At 64.0% G+C, this 19,534-nt stretch carries 19 protein-coding genes and 1 other RNA gene; 15 read left to right on the top strand and 5 right to left on the bottom strand.

Annotated elements, in window-relative coordinates; all coding sequences use genetic code 11:
- Nucleotides 1-41 precede the first annotated feature (41 nt).
- From CCR82_RS01375 to CCR82_RS01405, 7 genes are all read left to right on the top strand, one after another.
- A complete protein-coding gene (locus CCR82_RS01375; protein WP_201243477.1) occupies nt 42-2,003 on the top strand; it encodes an NAD(P)-binding protein in 1,962 nt (653 codons plus the stop codon).
- Between the two features lie 28 nt (nt 2,004-2,031).
- Nucleotides 2,032-2,499: a sulfur reduction protein DsrJ gene (locus CCR82_RS01380; RefSeq protein ID WP_201243479.1), complete on the top strand. Its 468-nt coding sequence runs from the start codon at nt 2,032-2,034 to the stop codon at nt 2,497-2,499.
- A gap of 30 nt (nt 2,500-2,529) precedes the next feature.
- On the top strand, nt 2,530-3,309 hold the full coding sequence (gene dsrO / locus CCR82_RS01385) for a sulfate reduction electron transfer complex DsrMKJOP subunit DsrO (RefSeq protein ID WP_201243480.1): 780 nt from the start codon (nt 2,530-2,532) through the stop codon (nt 3,307-3,309).
- A 70-nt stretch (nt 3,310-3,379) separates the two neighbouring features.
- A complete protein-coding gene (gene nrfD / locus CCR82_RS01390; RefSeq protein ID WP_201243482.1) occupies nt 3,380-4,612 on the top strand; it encodes an NrfD/PsrC family molybdoenzyme membrane anchor subunit in 1,233 nt (410 codons plus the stop codon).
- Between the two features lie 99 nt (nt 4,613-4,711).
- Nucleotides 4,712-6,088 carry a cobyrinic acid a,c-diamide synthase CobB gene (locus CCR82_RS01395; RefSeq protein WP_201243484.1) on the top strand — a complete coding sequence of 459 codons (1,377 nt, stop codon included), beginning with the start codon at nt 4,712-4,714 and terminating at the stop codon, nt 6,086-6,088.
- 105 nt (nt 6,089-6,193) lie between these two features.
- Nucleotides 6,194-6,508, top strand: coding sequence for a HesB/IscA family protein (locus CCR82_RS01400; protein ID WP_201243486.1), 315 nt, complete (start codon nt 6,194-6,196; stop codon nt 6,506-6,508).
- Nucleotides 6,509-6,544: 36 nt separating this feature from the next.
- Nucleotides 6,545-7,726, top strand: a complete 1,182-nt coding sequence (locus CCR82_RS01405) for a sulfur reduction protein DsrS (RefSeq protein WP_201243488.1) — start codon at nt 6,545-6,547, stop codon at nt 7,724-7,726.
- On the opposite strand, the gene rpiA is transcribed toward CCR82_RS01405, so the two are convergent.
- Nucleotides 7,719-8,390, bottom strand: a complete 672-nt coding sequence (gene rpiA, locus CCR82_RS01410; protein ID WP_201243490.1) for a ribose-5-phosphate isomerase RpiA — start codon at nt 8,388-8,390, stop codon at nt 7,719-7,721. The genes CCR82_RS01405 and rpiA overlap by 8 nt on opposite strands.
- A gap of 135 nt (nt 8,391-8,525) precedes the next feature.
- On the opposite strand from rpiA, the gene ilvA reads away from it, so the two are divergent.
- A complete protein-coding gene (gene ilvA, locus CCR82_RS01415) occupies nt 8,526-10,055 on the top strand; it encodes a threonine ammonia-lyase, biosynthetic (RefSeq protein WP_201243492.1) in 1,530 nt (509 codons plus the stop codon).
- 16 nt (nt 10,056-10,071) lie between these two features.
- Here the strand turns inward: ilvA and CCR82_RS01420 are convergent, their stop codons facing one another.
- The 4 genes from CCR82_RS01420 to CCR82_RS01435 form a co-directional block, all read right to left on the bottom strand.
- Nucleotides 10,072-10,659 carry a 5-formyltetrahydrofolate cyclo-ligase gene (locus tag CCR82_RS01420; RefSeq protein WP_338073074.1) on the bottom strand — a complete coding sequence of 196 codons (588 nt, stop codon included), beginning with the start codon at nt 10,657-10,659 and terminating at the stop codon, nt 10,072-10,074.
- Between the two features lie 110 nt (nt 10,660-10,769).
- Nucleotides 10,770-10,956, bottom strand: a non-coding RNA gene (gene ssrS / locus CCR82_RS01425) — 6S RNA.
- A 13-nt stretch (nt 10,957-10,969) separates the two neighbouring features.
- Complete coding sequence (locus CCR82_RS01430; RefSeq protein WP_201243494.1) at nt 10,970-11,332, bottom strand: cell division protein ZapA; 363 nt, start codon at nt 11,330-11,332, stop codon at nt 10,970-10,972.
- Entirely contained in the window at nt 11,332-11,541 is a 210-nt protein-coding gene (locus tag CCR82_RS01435) for a TIGR02449 family protein (protein ID WP_201243496.1), read from the bottom strand. The genes CCR82_RS01430 and CCR82_RS01435 overlap by 1 nt, the downstream gene beginning before the upstream one ends.
- Nucleotides 11,542-11,715: 174 nt before the next feature.
- On the opposite strand from CCR82_RS01435, the gene CCR82_RS01440 reads away from it, so the two are divergent.
- From CCR82_RS01440 to CCR82_RS01470, 7 genes are all read left to right on the top strand, one after another.
- Nucleotides 11,716-12,426, top strand: coding sequence for a UPF0149 family protein (locus CCR82_RS01440; RefSeq protein WP_201243499.1), 711 nt, complete (start codon nt 11,716-11,718; stop codon nt 12,424-12,426).
- Between the two features lie 4 nt (nt 12,427-12,430).
- Complete coding sequence (locus CCR82_RS01445) at nt 12,431-13,846, top strand: aminopeptidase P N-terminal domain-containing protein (protein WP_201243500.1); 1,416 nt, start codon at nt 12,431-12,433, stop codon at nt 13,844-13,846.
- 29 nt (nt 13,847-13,875) lie between these two features.
- Complete coding sequence (ubiH, locus tag CCR82_RS01450) at nt 13,876-15,249, top strand: 2-octaprenyl-6-methoxyphenyl hydroxylase (RefSeq protein WP_201243502.1); 1,374 nt, start codon at nt 13,876-13,878, stop codon at nt 15,247-15,249.
- Nucleotides 15,242-16,558: a UbiH/UbiF/VisC/COQ6 family ubiquinone biosynthesis hydroxylase gene (locus tag CCR82_RS01455; protein ID WP_201243504.1), complete on the top strand. Its 1,317-nt coding sequence runs from the start codon at nt 15,242-15,244 to the stop codon at nt 16,556-16,558. Before ubiH ends, CCR82_RS01455 begins: the two co-directional genes overlap by 8 nt.
- Nucleotides 16,559-16,593: 35 nt before the next feature.
- Entirely contained in the window at nt 16,594-17,172 is a 579-nt protein-coding gene (locus tag CCR82_RS01460) for a Uma2 family endonuclease (protein ID WP_201243506.1), read from the top strand.
- Between the two features lie 208 nt (nt 17,173-17,380).
- A complete protein-coding gene (ilvD, locus tag CCR82_RS01465; protein WP_201243508.1) occupies nt 17,381-19,063 on the top strand; it encodes a dihydroxy-acid dehydratase in 1,683 nt (560 codons plus the stop codon).
- A 102-nt stretch (nt 19,064-19,165) separates the two neighbouring features.
- Complete coding sequence (locus CCR82_RS01470) at nt 19,166-19,462, top strand: DUF29 family protein (RefSeq protein WP_201243510.1); 297 nt, start codon at nt 19,166-19,168, stop codon at nt 19,460-19,462.
- Nucleotides 19,463-19,534: the final 72 nt, after the last annotated feature.

Below are 19,534 nucleotides of genomic sequence, written 5' to 3' on the forward strand. Positions count from 1 at the left end.
GGGCCTCAGCTCGACTTCGACTCTTCTTAGGAGCGTTATCGATGGCAACTTCCACTGACGAAATGACGAATCTTTCCTGGCGCCGCTTCGAGGATGGCGACAACGTTTGGGACAATCTCACCGAGCAGATCTTTGTTCAGGATACGTCCCATAAATGTCCCACCTATGTGCACAAGACGCCGCCTTGTCAGGGGAGTTGTCCATCTGGCGAGGACATCCGGGGCTGGCTGCAAATCGTGCGCGGCCTCGAGCAGCCGCCCGAAGGCATGACTTGGCAGGAATATGCCTTTCGCCGCTCCACCGATGCGAATCCATTTCCGTCGATGATGGGCCGCGTTTGCCCAGCGCCTTGTCAAGACGGTTGTAACCGCAACGAGGTCGAGGACTTCGTCGGTATCAACGCGGTCGAACAGTTCATCGGCGATACTGCCACCGCGAACGGCTATAAGTTCGAGCCGGCGGCGGTCGATACTGGTAAACGTATTGCGATCGTCGGTGGTGGTCCAGCCGGTTTGGCGGCGGCCTATCAGCTGCGGCGCAAGGGCCACGCCGCGACCATCTTCGAGGCATTCAACGAGCTGGGCGGCATGTTCCGCTATGGTATTCCGGGCTACCGGGTGCCGCGCGATGCGCTGGATGCCGAGATCAATCGCATCCTCGACATGGGTCAGATCGAGCTCAAGATGGGCACGAAGGTCGGTGTCGACGTCACCGTCGAGCAGCTCGAGCAGGATTATGACGCGATCCTCTGGGCGATCGGCTGTCAGTCCGGCCGCGGTCTGCCGGTACCCGGCTGGGAAGGAACCTCGAATTGTGTCTCCGGTGTCGCCTTCCTGAAGGCCTTCAACGAAGGCCGCATGAAGATCACCACCGATAAAGTGGTCTGCGTTGGCGGTGGCGATACCTCGATTGACGTCGTTTCGGTGGCGCGTCGTCTCGGTCACATCACCAAGTCCAATAAACGAGACTTGCCCGAGACCGTGATCCACGATGGCTACGTCGCTCACGATACCGCGATGACCGCGGCGGCCGAGGGGGCCGATGTCACCCTGACCTCGCTGTTCCCGCGCGAGAAGATGACCGCCTCCGAGCATGAGGTGCATGACGCGCTGCACGAAGGCGTGACTGTGCTCGACGGCGTGATGCCCGTCGAGGTTATCAAGGGCGACGACGGACGCGCGGTGGGTCTCAAAGTCGCCGATTGCGAGATGAAGGACGGTCGGCCGACCCCGGTCGAGGGTACCGAGCGGGTACTTGATGCCGACTTGATCGTCGCTGCGATTGGTCAGGGCGGCGAGCTGACTGGGCTTGAGGAGTTCGACAACGGACGCGGACTGATGAACAGTGACAAGTTCTATCAGTACCCAGATCGCCCAGGTCATTTCGTCGCCGGCGATATCATTCGACCCCATCTACTGACTACGGCGATCGGTCAAGCCTGGATCGCGGTCGAGTCGATTAATGAGTACGTCAACAAGGAAGAGCACAAACGCCGCCCGAAGGTCGACGTGCATCACTTCGACCTGCTGGCGAAGCTCAATGAGGCCAAGTTGGCACCCGAGGAGTTCAAGGTCGACGAGGACAGTGATCTTCGCGGTACCGCCGATGCTAAATACGCGATCCACAACTACGAGGATCGCTCGAGTGCCGAGGTCATCCCGCACGACGAACTCTTCCTGGGGCATTTCAAGTACGAGCCGCGCGTGCTGCGAAAGGAAGAGGTACCCAGCGCCGAGGAGGTTCTCGGCCACTTCAAGGAGCGCGTGATCGGCTACAGCGATGAGGACGCGGTCAACGAAGCCAAGCGCTGCATGAGCTGCGGGATGTGCTTCGAGTGCGACAATTGCGTGATCTATTGCCCGCAAGATGCCGTATTCCGAGTCAACAAAAGTGAGAGCACGACGGGCCGCTACGTCGATACCGACTACGATAAGTGCATTGGCTGCCATATCTGCGCCGATGTCTGCCCGACCGGCTACATCAAGATGGGCCTCGGTGAATAAACTATCCGCAACCATGCAGGGGACGTCGATGGCAACGGTCATGATGAAAGGCGTCCTCCTCGCGTCACTGGTCGCCACCTTCGGAATGGGGGTGGTGGCCCAAGCCGAGGAGGTCGGAGATTATGTGTTGCCGAGTTCGAAGGCGGCATCGCTCGAGAATTGCGTTGAACCGACCGAATACATGCGGCGCAATCACTTCGAACTGATCCGTCATCAACGCGACCAGACCGTCTACGGCGGTATTCGTGGCAGCGATCATGGGATTTCCGGCTGTGTCTCATGCCATGTTGGCTACGATGACAAGGGCGCGCCGGTTGAAATCGATGGGAAAGGGCAATTCTGCCAAAGCTGCCATGAGTATGCGGCAGTCGAGTTGAACTGCTTCGACTGTCATGCAACCGTTCCCACGGGTGAAGCCTGGAACCATGAGGTTGCCGCGGCACATGCACACCTGCCCGGGGCCGCTAAGACCGGACCAACGAGCGCCGAGCGGTAAGGCAGTTAGCGAGGCGAGGCAATCGTTACGATGAATCACGAAACCGAATCGATGAACCAAGGCCGCCGAGACTTCCTTGGCGCTGCCGCCGGTGTGAGCGCGGCTGCGGTCGCACCTGGCATGTTCCTTCACACCCCCGTGGCCAACGCTGCGGCGCGTACCGAGCCAGTGACGGATATGCACCGCTGGGGTCTGCTTGTAGACACCAGTAAATGTGCCGATGGCTGCACTGCCTGTGTCGATGCGTGCGATACCGAAAACGGCCTGAACCTGCAATCCAAGCCGCTCGGCGACGATAAGCTCAAGTGGCAGAATCAGCGGTCTACCTGGATACGCAAGGTCAAGCTGCAGGACAATCTGACTGGCAACGTGACCAACCTGCCGCTGATGTGCCAGCATTGCGAACATCCCCCTTGTGTTGACGTTTGCCCAACGGGCGCATCGTTCAAGCGCGCGGATGGCATCGTCATGGTCGATCGCCACACCTGCATCGGCTGCCGTTACTGCATGATGGCCTGTCCCTACAAAGCGCGCTCATTCATTCATGAGCAGGTCGATCAAAAGCTTACCCGTGCACCACGCGGCAAGGGCTGCGTTGAGAGCTGTACGTTCTGCGTCCATCGGCTGGATTCTGGCGATATCTCGACAGCCTGTGCGGATGCCTGCTCCGCGGAGGGGCATCAGGCCCTGGTCTTTGGTGACCTGAAAGATCCGACTGGACCTTTACGCCAGGCGCTGGCCAAGGCGCCTAGCCGGCAGATCCGCCAAGACCTCGGCCTCAATACCGGCGTGCGCTATACCGGCCTCTAACCACCGCGCTCCAGGCTTGTGATTGCCGTCCACGCTGTTGGCGCCAACGCACCACGCTAGAGAAGTCAGCATGAAAAGAATCGTCTATCGGGAATGGCTGGTCCAGCCTCAACGCTACTGGGGCTTACTCGCAATCCTCGCGGCCCTGGTCGCGGTCGGCGGGCTGTCGGCACTGTACATGGAGCACGAGGGTCACTGGGTCACTGGTATGACGAATTCAGTGGTCTGGGGTACACCCCATGTGTTTGCCGTGTTTTTGATCATCGCCGCCTCGGGTGCATTGAATGTGGCCTCGATCGGGACCGTGTTCGACAAGAAGGCCTACAAGCCGCTTGCGCGTCTGTCCGGATTATTGGCTGTCGCGCTGCTGATTGGCGGTCTGCTGGTGCTGGTGCTCGATCTGGGCCGCCCTGATCGGCTCCTCGTCGCCATGACGACCTACAATTTCAGCTCGATCTTTGCCTGGAATATCTTCCTCTACTCCGGATTCGCGGCAATTGTGATCGGCTACCTCTGGACCATGGCCGAGCGCAAGGGCAATCATCTGCAGAAGCCGGTCGGCACCTTCGCCTTTCTCTGGCGTCTAGCGCTGACCACGGGGACGGGCTCGATCTTTGGCTTTCTCGTCGGGCGCGAGGCCTACGATGCCGCGATCCTGGCGCCGATGTTCGTGGTCATGTCGTTCGCCTATGGGCTGGCGGTCTACATGCTGGTGCTGTTTTATACCTTTGATGCCGATGGCCGGCCGATTGGCCCCGCGATGCTCAAGCGCCTGCGGAACTTACTGGGGCTCTTCGTCGCCGCGATCCTGTACTTCACCTTGGTCTATCATCTGACCAAACTCTACGGCGCCAAGCATAGCGATATCGAGGCCTTCATTCTGATCAATGGCGGTCTCTACAGCGCTATGTTTTGGGTCGGTTGGATCTTGATCGGTGGCTTGCTGCCGCTCGGGATCATTTACCATCCCGAACTCAATCAGCAGCGCGACTGGATCACGACGGCCTGTGCCCTCGTCATCGTCGGTGGGTTTGCCGCGATGTATGTGATCATCGTCGGTAGTCAAGCCTATCCTCAGGAGATGTTCCCCGGTCACAACGTCATCCAATTCGGCGCGCCAGGTGATGTTGGTGGCCGGATTGCACCTTACTCGCCGAGTTTGCCTGAAATTCTGCTCGGTATTGGCGGCGTTGGTATCGCGCTATTAATCACTGCCGTTGGTGTGCGCGTGCTGCAATTCCTGCCTGAGTCACTCGCCGACCGTGATGTTGATCCGCACGCGAGCGCACGCCCGGCCGCCTAAGCGCGACTCGCGTTCCGGCGCGGGCATCTCCATCTCCGGCATGGCCGCGCGGCGCCATGACGACTTGACTCTGGATCCGCTGGGCCCGATGACAATCCTATGGCGCATCTCTATCTCTCGGCGTCGCAAAAGTCTTCCGGGAAGACGACGCTCAGTATTGGGCTGATCCGCGAACTCTATCGGCGCGGCCAGACCGTGCAGCCATTCAAGAAAGGTCCCGACTACATCGATCCGCTGTGGCTGGCACGAGCAGCGGGGGGACGCGCTTGTCACAATCTTGACTACCACACCATGCCGGTCGACGAGATCCGCAGCAATTTTGCCCGTCTGCTGCAAACCTCGACACTGGGTCTGATCGAAGGCAATGTCGGTCTCTACGATAGCATCCACATCAACGGTGCCGGCTCCAATGCCGAGTTAGCCAAGCTACTCGGCGCGCCATTAGTGCTGGTGATCAATGCCCAGGGGATGGGGCGTGGGATCGCGCCCCTCTTGCTCGGCTATCAGGCGTTTGACCCGGACCTTTGGATCGGCGGCGTCATCCTCAATAAGGTCGGAGGATCGCGCCATGAGTCCAATCTGCGACGGGTGATCGAGTATTACACGGATCTTCCGGTCCTCGGGGCAGTGCCGCGCTCGGCCGAACTTGCGATCGAGGAACGGCATCTCGGGCTGATCCCGAGTAATGAGGCGATGGCGGTGGAGGCGACGATCGAGGCGATTCACCGAGCGGTGGCGGAAACGGTCGACGTCGACCGGGTGCTTGGGATCGCCGAACGCGCGCCCGAGTCGGACGCGGTGCCGAGTCCGCTAGAACACAGGCCCCCTGGTGAGCCCCAGGTTCGTATCGGCATTGCCCAGGATGAGGTCTTTGGCTTCTATTATCCCGATGATCTTGCCGGCTTGGAGCGGGCTGGGGCCGAGTTGGTGCCTTTCAGTCCACTCGCTGATGCGAATCTGCCCGCTGTCGATGGCCTGATCCTTGGGGGTGGGTTTCCGGAGTCGCGCATGGCTGAACTCGAAGCGAATCGAGCAATGCGCGAGTCGATTGCCGCTTTTATTGCCGATGGCGGTGTCGCCTATGCCGAATGCGGCGGCCTGATGTACCTCTGCGAGCGTTTGCACTGGGAGCGCCAATCGTGCGCAATGTGCGGCGTGCTCGATGCCGACGTGGCCATGCATGACCGTCCCCAGGGACGCGGTTATGTGCATTTGCGTGAAACCGACGCCTTTCCCTGGCCGCACGCACCCGCGAATGTGACTGAAATCCGCGCGCATGAATTCCATCATTCGGCCATTGTCGAGGCGAGCCCCGATTGGCGCTACGCTTTCAATGTCCTGCGTGGCACCGGCATTGACGGGCAACATGACGGTATCATTCACCAGAATCTCCTGGCGAGCTATGCGCACTTGCGCGATGTCGGCGCGGTGAATTGGACAGGACGTTTCGTCGAGCGGATCAGGTCGATGCGTTAGCGCGCAGCGCTGCCGCAGCCTCAAAACCGATGCTCGGCGTTAGGTGCGGAAGTCCCTGCACTCGCGCCATGAGCTGGACTAAGGTAACGAGTTAAAAGAGGGCTTATGTTCAAATTGACGACAGCGGCCGCTGAGCAGGTCTTGAAGGCAGCGAAAGAAGGGGGAGCCGAAGGGATGTCGTTGCGGCTCGCGGCGAGCCAACAGGCCGATGGCACCATTGAGTATCGCATGGGATTCGATGCCGCGACGGAAGAGGATATTCGCTTTCAGAGCGAAGGCGTGGACCTCGTGATGACACCCGAGGATGTGCCGCTGCTCGATGAAACCATGATGGATTTCGTCGAGATCGAGCCTGGTCAGCCACATTTCATCTTCCTGAATCCGAAGGACCCCAATTATCAACCTCCGGCCGATGCCTGAGCGCTGGTGCCTGTTCACTGCTCTGGCCACTGACCCATGGAACTCGCGAGCGAGGACAAGTTACGCCTGAACGTGCTCTTGGCGAATCAGCCGCAGGCGATTCGCATCGATGAGTCGCGGCTGATCGTCTACGGCCTTTCGCAGCGAGGAGAGGCGAAGGTGGTGTTGAACCCGAGCGGTGCTGCGGATGCTTATCTGCGTGCTGTCAAGGAACTGATCTCGGGCCACATCCTAGGCTCGCCGGGTGGTTATCCGGTCTATCTGCGGCGCTGGACGCGCATGGGACAGATGCGCGATCAAAGCCTGGAGCAGCTGTTGATGCTTGGTGAATCCGAGGCGGTGGTCGCCGTGGTCGGCTCGCCAGGCCTGACGCCCGAACTGGCGCGGCGTGCTTGGTGGGCGATGGAGGACGCCGAGAACGCGAGGCGCATGCTCGCCAATCCCACCATCGCCGCCAGCGACATGGGCCCGATGCTGGCCGCCTATCTGGTCGAGTACTTGCCGTTCGAGACCGAGCACGAGAAGATGATGGAATCGGTTCGGCTGGTCCTGCAACCGGGCTTGTTGAGTGAGGAGACGATCCTTGATCTGTGGCGCAAATCGGCGCGTAAGCAGGCCTATCTGGTCGGCTTCCTGCGTGCGCGGCCCGATGATCTGCCGGATCAGCCCAAGCCGCGCGCCGATGCCGAGGCGATTGCCGAGGCACTCGCCGACGAACTGCGAGCGGGCAATGCGATTGCCGGCCTTTTGGTGCGCGTCACCAGTGCGGGTGGTCAAGGCTTTATGAAGACGCTATCGGCGGTGCTCGCGAAGCCGCCGAACCAAGAGGTTGTCAGTGCCAGCTTTGATCTGTTGCGCGGCTACTTCTCGGTACTGCGCCCCGAGGGTGACCCTAATCTGACCATCGATGCCTTACTCGCCGATGGCCAGGCCTTTGCCGGGTTCGATGGGCCGCTGACCCCGCCAGAGGGCGCCCCGGCGGATTCCATCTCGCGCGATCCTGTATCGGACTCTGTATCCCCCAGCGTACGGCGCATTCTTAAACAGCTGCCAGAGGCGACGCCCGATTTAGCGGCAATGCGCGTGCTCTCGGGCACGGGCTACGGGCTGATCCGGCCGCTACTGCCTGATCCCGCCACGCTCGGTAGCTTGATGCGGCGCAAACTCACGCCGGTGACCGAGCCGCTGCAGGCACGGATCGCGCGGCTGCTCAGCTAGCCGTTACCGTGCGCGGTCCACTAGCGGAGCCCAGGATCAGCAGATCGGCCGGACGCAGCGCGAAGATGCCCACCGTGACCACGCCAGCGAGGTTATTGATCCCCTGCTCCAGCTTCATCGGCTCCATGATTTGCAGCCCGTGGACGTCGAGGATCAGGTTGCCATTGTCGGTGGTGAAACCCTCGCGCCAGACCGGGTTGCCGCCGAGCTTGACCAGTTCGCGCGCGACATAGCTGCGCGCCATCGGGATGACCTCGACCGGCAGCGGGAAGTCGCCGAGCACCGAGACCAGCTTGCTCTCATCGGCGATGCAGACGAAACGCTCGCTGGCCGCGGCGACGATCTTCTCGCGCGTCAGCGCGCCGCCGCCGCCCTTGATCAACTGCAGCGCCTTGTTCGACTCGTCGGCGCCATCGACATAGAGCGAGAGGTCGCCGCTGGCATTGAGGTCGAGCACCGGGATGCCGTGCTCGGCAAGACGCGCGCTCGAGGCCTCGGAGCTGGAGACGGCGCCGTCGATGCGCCCCTTGATGGTCGCTAGGTAATCGATAAAGTGGTTCACCGTCGAGCCGGTGCCGACGCCAATGACGCCGCCCTCAACCTGGCTCAGTGCGGCCTCCGCCGCCTGCTTCTTGAACTGATCCTGATGCTGTGCAGGGTCCATGGCCGCTCCTCGATTGCTGTTTGGTTGATAGAAAGGATGCGAAGTATATCAAAGGCCTTTCGGACGGATCTGTCGTATCCTGAGGCGTTTTGCCCCGTTATCCTCGGTTATTTTCCCTGGCCCGACGCGATCCCTATGCTGCACTCCTATATCGAGCGAATCCTCAAGGCCCGCGTCTACGATATCGCGATCGAATCACCGTTGACCCTCGCCAAGGGACTCTCGCGGCGCCTCGGTAACCGCGTGTTGCTCAAGCGCGAAGATCTCCAGCCGGTGTTCTCGTTCAAGCTTCGTGGTGCCTACAACAAGCTCCGCCACCTGCCCGTCGCTGCCCTTGAGCAGGGCGTGATCGCGGCCTCAGCGGGCAACCATGCGCAAGGCGTCTCGATGGGAGCTTCGCATCTTGGGGTGCAGGCGGTGATCGTGATGCCCAAGACCACACCGGGCATCAAGGTCGACGCGGTGCGTCAGTGGGGGGGCAAGGCGGTCCTGTACGGAGACTCGTTCGACGAGGCCTATCGCCATGCCATGACATTGGCCGAGGAGCGTGCGCTGACGTTCCTGCATCCGTTCGATGATCCGGATGTCATCGCCGGTCAGGGCACCATCGGCATGGAGATCCTGCGCCAGCATCCCGACCCACCACATGCGCTCTTCGTGCCGGTCGGCGGCGGTGGGCTGATCGCCGGGATCGCGGCCTATGTGAAGTCGATCCATCCCGAGGTGCGGATCATCGGCGTCGAGCCCGAGGAGGCGCCAACCCTGCACGCCGCGCTGGCCGCTGATGCGCCCGTGCTGCTGCCTGAGGTTGGACTGTTCGCCGACGGCGTTGCGGTGCGGCGGATCGGCGAGGAGACCTTCCGCATCGCGCGCGAGACCGTCGACGAGGTGGTGCTGGTCAGCGCCGATGCGATCTGCGCCGCGATCAAGGATATTTACGACGACACCCGTGGTATCGCCGAGCCCGCTGGGGCGCTTTCCGTGGCTGGGCTCAAGCAATATGTCGAGCGCACCGGTGTGCGCGACGCGGCGCTGATCGCGATCGAGAGCGGCGCCAACATCAACTTCGATCGCCTGCGCCATGTCGCCGAGCGTGCCGAACTCGGCGAGCGCCGTGAGGCCCTGTTCGCGGTCGCGATCCCGGAGCGACCGGGCAGTTTTCTCGCCTTCTGCAAGGCGCTCGGCAAGCGTCAGATCACTGAGTTCAACTACCGCTATGCCGATCAGCATCAGGCCGTCGTTTTTGTCGGGGTCGAGCTCGGCGGCGGCCTTGCCGAGCGCCATGAGATGATCGAACGCATCGAGAAGAAGGGCTTCGAGGTCACGGATATGAGCGACAATGAGACCGCGAAGCTGCATATCCGCTTCATGGTCGGTGGCCATGCCCCCGGCGTCACCAATGAGCGCCTGATCCGCTTCGAGTTCCCGGAACGCCCCGGGGCCTTGCTGACGTTTCTCTCCGGGTTGGGTCGGCGCTGGAATATCAGCTTGTTCCATTACCGTAACCATGGCGCCGCCTATGGCCGGGTGCTGATGGGGATTCAGGTATCAGAGGCCGAGGAAGCCGGGTTCCATGAACTGTTGACCGGTCTAGGCTATCCGTTTTGGGATGAGAGCGAGAACCCGGCCTATCGGCTGTTCGCCGGCAGCGAGCGCGGGGCCTGATCGCGGGCATCCTCGATCAGGGCCCGCGCTGGTAGAGGGCGTGCTCGGTGACGACGGCATCCAAGGGAAGATCCCAGGGTTCGGGCTCGATGGCGTCCAGACGTTGGCATTCGTGCGCCAGGCCAATCAGACGTGGGCGTTGCCAATGCCGGCGATCGCGCAGGAAGGCCAGGCTGCGATCATAGAAGCCCGCGCCCATGCCGATGCGATGACAGTGCGCATCGAACCCAACGAGCGGCACCAGAATCACATGCAGGCCCTGAGGCGGCACGATCTGGCGGTAGCGCCCGCTCGGCTCCAGGATGCCGAAACGATTGCGTCGCCAGCGCGTCTTGGGTGCGTCGTGAACGAACCAGAGCCGACCCGGCGTATGGGGTCGCAGCACTGGTAGGTACCAGTGGCGACGGCCTCGGAGTTGCTCGCGGATCGGCGTCGGGTCGAGTTCGCCAGCGATCGGCAGATAAAACGCGATACGACGAGCCGAGCGGATCAGGCCGCTGCTGAGCAACCGGCGACAGACGGCCGCAGCATGATCACGCTGCGCACGCTGACTGAGTTCGCGGCGGGCACGACGGAGGCGGCGGCGGAGTAAGGGATCGGTCACAATGGTGAGCGCAAGCGGCCGGCGACATTCGAGCCAATCACAGTGTTCGCTGGTCCAACGAGACCTGGCTGGACATGAGGGGGCGCGGTTCGGTGAGCGAAGGAGGGGAGACACCTCCCGCCTGTGCCGGTGCAGTCCTTCGTTCTTGAACCAGAGGGTTCAAGTGGGGACGCTGCATCGCGCTTCAGGCTTTCCGCTCTTCGGCGGACACGCACAACGGCTCGATTCTTAGCGTCCCCAGGGTACGGATTAGGCTCAAGAAAATACCCAGGCCGCTGCCGTTCACCGCAGGAGATGTCTAACACCGAGACTATACTTTATCCTCGACAGCGTCCACCCCGGTCGGTTGGGGGCCCGGAGATGGGTTGCTAGGAACCTCCGGCTCAATGGCATTGGTCAAGCGTTCTTGGATCGCCTTGAGCCGCTCGTGCTGCTGGCTGATCGTGTCGCGCTCGCTCATGAGTTCGTAGATGAGATTGAGGGCCGCGATCACGGCGATCCGGTCGGCACCGATGATGCGGCCATTCTGACGCACCTCGCGCATCCGCCGATCGAGCAGCTGCGCGGAATTGATCAACCCATATTGCTCCTCGGGCGCGCAGGCGATCCGGTACTCCTTGTCGAGGATACGAATGGTGACAGGCATCGACCTGCCGTCGTCGGATGCGTTCATTACAATTGCTCCTCCATCGCCTTCAGGCGTGCGACCATGGCTTCGAGCCGGCTGCGTGCGAGTTCGGTTTTCTCGATCAGCTCGGCACGCTCCGCGACCAAGTGCTCTTGGCTTGCATGCAACGAGGCATTTTCCTCTTTAAGCTGCTGACACTTGCGGATCAATGCGTCCACGTGTTGCTCTAAGAGATCGATATCGAAGTCGGCCATGCCGAGCCCCAGCGGGAAAGCTTGTCGCGACTATAGAAGGCGGTCAAGGTTGGGTCAAACCAACTGACTTGATCCGACTGTCCGCCGCCACCGCCGGGGCCGGTGTCATCCGGGCCCGAGCGGGACTGGATCAGGGCTCCTGCATGCCCCCCACCGATGATTAGGATTTCGTACATGGTCTCCGATCCCCCCTTCTTCGACGCCCACCCGGATTACGAGCGCCTGGCTCAGCTGTTGGTCGGTGCCGAGCTGGCGCCCACGCCCGCCGAGGCTCAGGGCATGCTCTGCGGTCTGCTCGCGCTGCATCTGCCCGATGCGCTCGAGCGCTGGCACGCGCAGTTGCTGGCACCACCGGCGGATGCGCCGGCTGTGCACAGGTGCGAAGCACCAGCCCATGCGCACGATGCCGATGGCTCAGTCGCGCCGCTGGATCTGACCGACCACGGGCACGCGCCAGCGCCCGCCAAGCAGGCCGATGGCGATGCCGCCGCGCGGCGTGCGGCCTTGGACCAGCTCGCGACCTGGACCCAGTCCGCGATCGCCCCACCGTCGGTGAGCTTCGAGCTGCTGCTGCCAGGCGAGGAGCGGCCGCTGCACGAGCGCGCCAACGGCGTGCTCGACTGGGTGCGCGGCCTGCTGTTCGGGCTCGCGCTCGGGGGCCTGGAGCGTGAGCGCCTGCAGGGACAGGCGCGCGAGGCCTTCGATGATCTGGTCGAACTCACGCGCCTGGATCTGGAATCGGTCGCGGAAGACGATGCCGATGAACAGGCGCTCACCGAAATCGTTGAATTCTTGCGCATCGCCGCGATGCTGATCCGCGAGGAAACGGCCAAGACCCTGCCCAACGCGCAAGCCCAGCAGGCGCACGAGAGAGGATGGCATTAAACCGATGACAGAAGCGACCAAGGCGGCGGCTGGCAGCGCCGCGCGCGCGACCACCGCCAGGGCTCCCCATCCCTACAGCAACGCCGAGCTGCGACGCCGGCGGCGAGCCCTGCTCAAGGCGCTCGGCGATGAGTCCGTGCTGCTGGTGCCGGCGGCGCCGGAGGTGATCCGCAATCGCGATGTCCATCACCCCTATCGTCAGTCGAGCGATCTGACCTGGCTCACGGGTTTCCCCGAACCCGAGGCGGTCGCGGTCCTCGCGCCCAAGCGCAAGGACGGCGCCTTCGTGCTGTTCTGTCGCGCGCGCGATCCCGAGCGCGAGGTCTGGGATGGCTTCCGCCACGGGGTCGAGGGCGCGCGCGCGCATTTCGGCGCCGATCAGGCCTTCCCGATCACCGAACTCGATGAGCGCCTGCCCGAGATCCTCGGCGACCGGCGCCGGGTGGTCTATCCGCTCGGGCACGACGACGGCTTCGATCGGCGCGTGATCGGCTGGCTACGCGCGGTGCGGGCACTGGCGCGCAAGGGCATCGGCGCGCCCAGCGAGCTGGTCAGCTCCGACCCCTATCTGCACGAGCGCCGGCTGATCAAATCCAAGGCCGAACTCAAGCTCATGCGCCGCGCTGCGGCTATCTCGGCGGCGGCGCACCAGCGCCTGATGCAGACCGCCACGCCGGGCTGTTCGGAGCAGCGTCTGGAGGCGACCTTCCTCGCCGCCTGTGCCGAGCAGGGCGCGCGCTTCCAGGCCTATCCGCCGATCGTCGGCAGCGGCGTCAATGCCTGCGTGCTGCACTATGTCGAGAACGCCGATGTGCTGAGCGAAGGTGATCTGGTGCTGGTCGATGCCGGCTGCGAGCTGCACGGCTATGCCTCCGACATCACCCGCACCTTCCCCGCCAACGGTCGCTTCAGCGCGCCCCAGCGCCGGCTCTACGAGCTGGTGCTGGCGGCGCAGCAGGCGGCGATCGCCAAGGTGCGCCCCGGCAAGCACTGGAACCAGCCGCACCAAGCGGCGCTCAAAGTCTTGACCCGAGGGCTGGTCGAGCTTGGCCTGATCACCGGCGAGGGCGTCATCGACGGGGTCGCCACCGACCTGAAACAGCTCATCAAGGACGAGCGCTACAAGCCGTTCTTCATGCACAAGACCGGCCACTGGCTGGGCATGGATGTGCACGATGTCGGCCAATACAAGCAGGACGGCCAATGGCGCCGCTTCGAGCCCGGCATGGTGCTCACCGTCGAGCCGGGGCTCTACATCGCCCCGGACGCCGAGGCGCCAGCCGAGTATCGCGGCATCGGCATCCGCATCGAGGACGATGTGCTGGTCACCGAGGGCGAGCCAGAAGTGCTCTCGGCCGGGGTGCCGAAGGACCCGGACGCGATCGAGGCACTGATGGCGGCGAGCGCGCCTGACAACTGACACCTAACACCGAGGTCCGAGACGTTCCCATGCACGACACTGATCTGGTCATCATCGGCGGCGGCCTGGTCGGCGCCAGCCTTGCCGTGGCGCTCGCCGAGACCGGGCTGCGCATCACGGTGGTCGAGGCCACCGCCGCCGATACACCGGCGCACCCGAGCTATGACGAGCGCGTGATCGCGCTCTCGCTCGGCAGCGCGCGCATCTTCCAAGGCATGGGCCTTTGGTCCAAGATCGCGCCCGATGCGGCGCCGATCCAGCAGGTGCATGTCTCCGATCGCGGCCACATCGGCTTCGCCCATCTCGAGGCCGAGGACGAAGGCGTCCCGGCGCTCGGTTACGTCGCCCCGGCGCGGGTGATGGGCGCCGCGCTCAGCGCCCGCATGGCGACCTCGCCGCGCATCGAAGTGCTGCGACCGGGGCGGCTGCAGGGGCTGCAGATCACCAAGCAGCGCGTCCACCTGGAGGTGGCGGTGGCCGGCGAGTCGCGTCTGCTGCGCGCCGCGCTGCTGGTGGCCGCCGATGGTGGTGAATCCTCGGTGCGCAAGCGGCTTGGACTCAAAGTGCGCGAGCGCGACTATGACCATGACGCGATCATCGCCACCGTCACCCCGGAGCGCATCCCGTCCACGACCCGCCCCGGCACCGCCTTCGAGCGCTTCACCGACAGCGGCCCGCTGGCCTTGTTGCCGATGACCGAGGGCCGCTATGGGGTGGTCTGGACTGCGCCCCGGGCCGAGACCGCTGGCCTCCTCGGGCTGTCGGACGAGGCCTTCATCGCGACCTTGCAGCAGCGTTTCGGCAGCCGGCTCGGCGAACTGACGCGCCCGAGCCCGCGCCGTGCCTATCCGCTGCGGCTGATGCTGGCCAACCAGCTCACACGCGAGCGGCTGCTGCTGATCGGCAATGCCGCGCACACGCTGCATCCAGTGGCCGGGCAGGGCTTCAATCTGGGCTTGCGCGATGTCGCCGAGCTGGCCGATCTGTTGGTCGAGGCGCAGCGCACGGCCAAGGACGTCGGCGGTCCCTCGGTGCTCGGCCCCTATCGGCGCCGGCGCGTGCCCGATCATGCGCTGATCGCCGGGCTCACCGACGGCCTGGCGCGGCTGTTCGTCAACCCCTGGGGGCCGGTGCGCGCCGGGCGCAACCTGGGGCTGCTCGGGCTGGATCTGGTGCCGATGGCACGCCATCACCTGGCGCGCCGCTTCATGGGCGCGAGCGGACGCCAGCCACGCCTGGCGCGCGGCCTGTCGGCCGCGAGCGCGCTGCCACCCGCGTTGCCTCCCACGCCAGCGCCAACCCCAGCCCCAACGCCGACGCCAGCGCCAACGCCAACGCCAGCTCCAGCGCCAAACCGGATACCTACCACCAGCGCCGGCGATGAGGAACTGACCGATGTCTGACCATGAGCACCACAACCTCGGGCACTTCGATATCGCCATCGTTGGCGGTGGCATGGTCGGCGCCGCGCTCGGCTGCGCTTGTGCCGAGCGCGGGCTGTCGCTGGCGTTGATCGATGGCCAACCGCCGCAGCGCACCTGGCCGGCAGGACAGGTCGATCTGCGCGTCTCGGCGCTGAGTCGCGCCAGCCAGCGCATCCTCGAGCGTCTCGGTGTCTGGCCGCGCATGGTCGAACTCGGCGTCAGCCCGTATCGCGAGATGCAGGTCTGGGATGCGGTCGGCGGTGCCGAGATCCATTTCGACTCAGCCGATCTCGGCGAGCCGGATCTCGGTCACATCGTCGAGAATCGCGTCACCCGGCTCGCGCTCTGGGAGCGCCTGGAAGCGGCGAGCGGCCTGGCAGCGAGCGGTCAGGCATCAGGCCACTCGGAGTCGGCTCACCCAGCGCCGAGTCACCCGCTATCGCTCCCCTCGGCGCGGCTCGAGCTGCTGGCCCCGGCGGCGCTGGCCGCGCTCGAGATCGATGATCAGCAGGCGCGGCTGCGACTCGCCGATCAACGCCAACTGTCAGCGGATCTGGTCGTCGGCGCCGATGGCCGTGCGTCGTTCGTGCGCGAGACGCTCGGCATTGGCTTGGATGCGGCCGATTACGCGCAGCGCGCCATCGTCGCCAACGTCGAGGTCGCGCACTGGCATCGCGAGACCGCCTGGCAGCGCTTCCTGCCGACCGGGCCGCTCGCCTTCCTGCCGCTCGCCGATGGCCGCTGCTCGATCGTCTGGTCGGCCGATGAAGCGCGCGCCGAGCAACTGCTGGCACTCGACGATGCCGGCTTCATCGCCGAACTCGAGGTCGCCTTCGACAAGCGCCTCGGCCCCATCCTGAGTGCGGGACCGCGTGCCGCCTTTCCGCTCAACCGCCAGCATGCACGCGCGTATGTGCGCCCGCGCGCGGCCTTGGTCGGCGATGCCGCGCACGGTCTCCATCCGCTGGCCGGACAGGGCGTGAACCTCGGTTTCCTCGATGTCGCGGCGCTGGTCGATGCCATCGATCATGCCCGTGCCAAAGGTCGCTCGCTCGGCAGCCTGCACATCCTGCGCCGCTACGAACGCGCGCGCCGTGGCGACAACGCCACGATGGTCGGCGCGATGGACCTGTTCAAGCGCGTCTTCGGCAATCGCCATCCGGCCTTGGTCGGCGCGCGCACGCTCGGGCTCGCCGCCGCCGAGCATCTGCCTGGGGTCAAGCCGCTGTTCATCCGCCAGGCGCTCGGGCTCGGCAAGGATCTGCCGACGCTGGCGCGGGTGGGTTGAGGCGAGCCCTATAACGGCTGCAGAGGTGGCGACACATGAGCGAAGCAATACGCCGGCAAACGATCGATGACCTGATGGATGCCTGGGCTCAGGACGAGCGTCTTGAGCTGATCGATGGCGAGATCGTTCAGCGCCCGATGGCGCGGTTCCATCATGGACTCGCGCAATCGGGTTTGAATTTCCAGGTCCAGACTCAGCAGCTTGGTGGTGGCCAGCGGGGCGGTTGGTGGATCGTCACCGAAGTCAGCGTGCGCTACAACGAGCATCAGTGCCCCAGCCATGATCTCGCGGGCTGGCGGCGGGAGCGCCTACCGACGCCGCCCGCTGGCGTGGTGGATATCGTGCCAGATTGGGTCTGCGAAATCCTCTCGCCCGGCCACGAGCGCAAAGACCTGGTCCATCACCTGTTGCTGCTGCAGCGCGTCGGCGTGCCGTACTACTGGATCATCTCGCCCGAGGATCGCTCGCTGATCGCCTATGCGCTCGAAGATGGCCGCTACACGCTCATCTTCTCGGCCGAGTATCCCGAGGGCGAGACGCCGGAGCGGGCGCGAATCGCACCCTTCGAGGCGGGTGAGATCGACCTTAGTGCGGTCTTCGGCGATGAAGGCTGAATGAAGCCTGAGGCCGCGTCCCGGCCAGGCCCTCGCGGCAGCTGAGCTGACCCTAACCAACCCCATCCGCCCTCAGCCCGTCGCCCCGTTGGCGCCGCCGTGCGCCGGGGTGCAATGCAACGCGACGCAAATATCATTGGAAGCCTGGCACGGCTCGAGCTAAATTGACGGGTTGGTTTCCATTGACGATACGATCTCCGAACCCGTTATGACCCAACCGCTCAACCGCTACAGCGCCCGTGTCACCCAGCCCAAGTCCCAGGGCGCCTCCCAGGCCATGTTGCATGCCACCGGCCTCTCCGAGGAGGATCTCGGCAAGCCGATGATCGGCATCGCCGGCGTCTACCTGGAAGGCAACCCCTGCAACATGCACATCAACGACCTGGCCGCCCAGGTCAAGGCCGGGACCGATGCGGCCGGGCTGGTCGGCATGCGCTTCAACACCATCGGCGTCAGCGATGGCATCTCGATGGGCACCGAGGGCATGAGCTACTCCTTGCAGTCGCGCGACCTGATCGCCGACTCGATGGAGACCGTGGTCGGTGCCCAGTGGTACGACGGCCTGATCGCGCTGCCCGGCTGCGACAAGAACATGCCCGGCTCGATCATCGCCATGGCGCGGCTGAACCGCCCCGGCATCATGGTCTACGGCGGCACCATCCGCGCTGGCCATGGCAAGTCCGGGCAGGCGCTCGATATCGTCTCGGCGTTCCAGAGCTACGGCCAGTTCATCAGTGGCAACATCGATGAGGACGAGCGCGAGGACATCGTCCGCCACGCCTGCCCTGGCCCCGGCGCCTGCGGCGGCATGTATACCGCCAACACCATGGCCTCGGCGATCGAGGCGCTCGGCATGTCGCTGCCCTACAGCGCCTCGTTGCCGGCGACCGATCCCGGCAAGCTCGAGGAATGCCAGCGCGCCGGCGAGGCCATGCGCAACCTGCTCGCGCAGGACATCAAGCCGAGCGACATCATGACCCGCGCCGCCTTCGACAATGCGCTGGCGATGGTGATGGCGCTCGGCGGCTCGACCAACGCTGTGCTGCACCTGATCGCGATGTCGCGCGCGGTGGGCGTCAATCTGACCCTCGACGACGTGCAGGCGGCAAGCGATCGCACCCCCTTCCTGGCCGATCTCAAGCCGAGCGGTAAGTATGTGATGGAAGACCTGCACCAGGTCGGCGGCACCCCGGCGGTAATGAAGTACCTGCTGGAGCAGGGCCTGATGAGCGGCGATTGCCTCACCTGCACCGGCAAGACCCTGGCCGAGAACATCGCCGAGCTGCCGGGCTTGAGTGACGGCCAGCAGATCGTCATGCCCGTCGAACAGGCGATCAAGGAGACCGCCCACATCCAGATCCTGCGCGGCAATCTCGCGCCCGAGGGCGCGGTGGCCAAGATCACCGGCAAGGAGGGGCTACGCTTCGAGGGCACCGCGCGTGTCTTCGATGCCGAGGAGAACATGCTGCACGCGCTCGAGGAGGGCAAGATCCAGAAGGGCGATGTGGTGGTGATCCGCTACGAAGGTCCCAAGGGCGGCCCCGGCATGCCGGAGATGCTCACCCCGACCAGCGCCATCATGGGCGCCGGCTTGGGCAAGGACGTCGCGCTGCTCACCGACGGGCGCTTCTCGGGCGGCTCGCACGGCTTCATTATCGGCCACGTCTGTCCCGAGGCGCAGGAAGGCGGCCCGATCGCGTTGCTGCAAGACGGCGACAAAGTCACCATCGACGCCAGTGAGCGCCTGCTGGCGATGGATGTCGACGAGGCCGAACTCGAGCGGCGTCGTGCCGCCTGGACCATGCCGCCCTATAAGTCCACGCGCGGCACGCTCTACAAGTACATCAAGACCGTCAAGCCCGCTTCCGAGGGCTGCGTGACCGACGAGTAGGTGATAATGGCCCCCTGGATGCGGCCAGTGCGCGCTTCGGTGACACGACCGCTTCGGGTTAGGCTGACTGCCTCATCTCATCTCATCGAGGAGATCGAAAGCGTGGGACGAAGCGAAAAGCGTGAACTCGTCAATTGCTTGGGCCATCCTGCGGCTCCATCTGCTGAAATGGTATTGTCAGCCTGGGCTGCGGGGAACTCCTGTCGGTTGTCGATCAAAGAGCAGCACATCCGCCTGGAGGGCCATCTTGCGGATAACCGAAGCCTCAAGCCGAAGCTCGATGAGGCGATGATTCAGGCTTATTGTCTGGCGCTGATCGAAGCCGAGCGCGAAACCGGACTGCCTGGAATCCACGTTTTCCCCGACCTGTCCGCTTGCCTTCTCCGAGATCATGGATGAAGCCTTTTAACCCATTCTGTATTCTAATACTTAATTTGATGCCGATCCGCTGATCCCACGATGCCCTGCGCC

It is taken from the genome of Halochromatium salexigens (assembly GCF_016653295.1).
In the GTDB taxonomy this organism is placed as follows: domain Bacteria; phylum Pseudomonadota; class Gammaproteobacteria; order Chromatiales; family Chromatiaceae; genus Lamprobacter; species Lamprobacter salexigens.

What these genes read in the sequence shown, in the direction of transcription:
- ubiH (WP_201243502.1), top strand. Translation starts at nt 13,876, where the DNA reads ATGCACGACACTGATCTGGTCATCATCGGCGGCGGCCTGGTCGGCGCC.
- CCR82_RS01395 (WP_201243484.1), top strand. Translation starts at nt 4,712, where the DNA reads ATGGCGCATCTCTATCTCTCGGCGTCGCAAAAGTCTTCCGGGAAGACG.
- CCR82_RS01400 (WP_201243486.1), top strand. Translation starts at nt 6,194, where the DNA reads ATGTTCAAATTGACGACAGCGGCCGCTGAGCAGGTCTTGAAGGCAGCG.
- CCR82_RS01440 (WP_201243499.1), top strand. Translation starts at nt 11,716, where the DNA reads ATGGTCTCCGATCCCCCCTTCTTCGACGCCCACCCGGATTACGAGCGC.
- ilvD (WP_201243508.1), top strand. Translation starts at nt 17,381, where the DNA reads ATGACCCAACCGCTCAACCGCTACAGCGCCCGTGTCACCCAGCCCAAG.
- nrfD (WP_201243482.1), top strand. Translation starts at nt 3,380, where the DNA reads ATGAAAAGAATCGTCTATCGGGAATGGCTGGTCCAGCCTCAACGCTAC.
- dsrO (WP_201243480.1), top strand. Translation starts at nt 2,530, where the DNA reads ATGAATCACGAAACCGAATCGATGAACCAAGGCCGCCGAGACTTCCTT.
- CCR82_RS01455 (WP_201243504.1), top strand. Translation starts at nt 15,242, where the DNA reads ATGTCTGACCATGAGCACCACAACCTCGGGCACTTCGATATCGCCATC.
- CCR82_RS01405 (WP_201243488.1), top strand. Translation starts at nt 6,545, where the DNA reads ATGGAACTCGCGAGCGAGGACAAGTTACGCCTGAACGTGCTCTTGGCG.
- CCR82_RS01375 (WP_201243477.1), top strand. Translation starts at nt 42, where the DNA reads ATGGCAACTTCCACTGACGAAATGACGAATCTTTCCTGGCGCCGCTTC.
- CCR82_RS01460 (WP_201243506.1), top strand. Translation starts at nt 16,594, where the DNA reads ATGAGCGAAGCAATACGCCGGCAAACGATCGATGACCTGATGGATGCC.
- CCR82_RS01435 (WP_201243496.1), bottom strand. Translation starts at nt 11,541, where the DNA reads ATGGCCGACTTCGATATCGATCTCTTAGAGCAACACGTGGACGCATTG.
- rpiA (WP_201243490.1), bottom strand. Translation starts at nt 8,390, where the DNA reads ATGGACCCTGCACAGCATCAGGATCAGTTCAAGAAGCAGGCGGCGGAG.
- CCR82_RS01445 (WP_201243500.1), top strand. Translation starts at nt 12,431, where the DNA reads ATGACAGAAGCGACCAAGGCGGCGGCTGGCAGCGCCGCGCGCGCGACC.
- ilvA (WP_201243492.1), top strand. Translation starts at nt 8,526, where the DNA reads ATGCTGCACTCCTATATCGAGCGAATCCTCAAGGCCCGCGTCTACGAT.
- CCR82_RS01430 (WP_201243494.1), bottom strand. Translation starts at nt 11,332, where the DNA reads ATGAACGCATCCGACGACGGCAGGTCGATGCCTGTCACCATTCGTATC.
- CCR82_RS01380 (WP_201243479.1), top strand. Translation starts at nt 2,032, where the DNA reads ATGGCAACGGTCATGATGAAAGGCGTCCTCCTCGCGTCACTGGTCGCC.